The 510-nt window shown below is 44.5% G+C and carries 1 pseudogene; it reads right to left on the bottom strand.

Annotated features, from left to right (window positions below):
* A pseudogene (locus tag AB4585_RS23465) lies at positions 1-118 on the bottom strand (DNA polymerase III subunit epsilon); the annotation flags it as partial.
* Positions 119-510 lie beyond the last annotated feature (392 nt).

Here is a 510-nt window from a genome sequence, read left to right as displayed (position 1 = left end):
TCTTGTTGGTCAGTGCATAGGCGACTACGTCTTCACCTTTTTCGCGGCGTTCATTGACTCGCTGTGAGAAACGCTCGTTATCACGTGCTTTACGCTCAGCTGAACTTAATTTGCTCATGTTTCATACCTATATTAAAAATTCGGTAGGCCTGTTGCTACCTTCAAGTAAACAAATGAGAGGTCATTCATATAGCTGATGGGGCGATTTTAGCATAGATACTGGTGCAAATAATGATTTGGCGGATTTGAATAATGACAGAAAGGAAAGAGCCTCAGAGAGAGGGTGAGTCACCTGAGGCCTTCTGGGGATCAGAACTACTACTGTTCTGAGTTTCTCTGCTAAAAGAAATCGTTGTTTCCTTAAATAAGTCTTACGCTTTACCGCTTACTTAGGGAGGCCAACCTGCTGGTAAGAGACAACAAGTCAGCCTATTGACTGATACCAACTCAAGCACAAGCTTAAGTTGGTAGATGAGCCCAAAGGCTCTTAGTGACGGACGCGAGAGCCGG

Source organism: Vibrio sp. 10N.222.49.C9 (assembly GCF_041474985.1).
Lineage (GTDB): Bacteria > Pseudomonadota > Gammaproteobacteria > Enterobacterales > Vibrionaceae > Vibrio > Vibrio crassostreae_C.
The sequence above is the reverse complement of the archived record's forward strand: the minus strand, read 5'-3'. Positions and strand labels throughout refer to the sequence as shown.